General features: G+C 66.5%; 1 protein-coding gene. It reads right to left on the bottom strand.

The window, feature by feature from the left end; genetic code table 11:
* A partial coding sequence (locus JJL56_RS00005) for an electron transfer flavoprotein-ubiquinone oxidoreductase (protein WP_425599116.1) occupies positions 1 to 445 on the bottom strand: 445 nt, incomplete at both ends.

Below are 445 nucleotides of genomic sequence, written 5' to 3'. Positions count from 1 at the left end.
TTGACCGCGATCGGCACCGACGCGTCCTTCAGCGTCAGGTGCGCCGGCTGGTCCTCCTCGTGGTTGGTGTTCGACAGATACACCGACGACAGCCGGTCGAACGACACCACGCCATCCGGCTTGGGATAGGCGATCTTCGGCATCTCCGACGCCCGCTTCAGCGTCTCGTGGTCGCCGTGCCGGTGGTGCAGCGTCCACGGCGACTTGCCCTTGGTCGCCGTCTCGTAGGCCGCGTTCGCCAGACCCGCCCACAGACCTTTCTGGAAGCCCGGACGGATGTTGCGCACCGCGTGCAACTCCGACCACACCCAGGACGCCTTCAGCTTCTCCGGATAGGCCACCGCCTCGCGCGCCGGTGCATCGGCAGACAGCAGTTCGAACACCGCCTCGGCCGCCAGCATGCCCGACTTCATCGCGGTGTGGTTGCCCTTGATCTTCGGCACGT

It is taken from the genome of Azospirillum aestuarii, assembly GCF_016632405.1.
Taxonomy (GTDB): Bacteria; Pseudomonadota; Alphaproteobacteria; order Azospirillales; family Azospirillaceae; genus Azospirillum; species Azospirillum aestuarii.
Note: the sequence above shows the minus strand (reverse complement) of the source record. Positions and strands in the feature narration are given on the sequence as shown.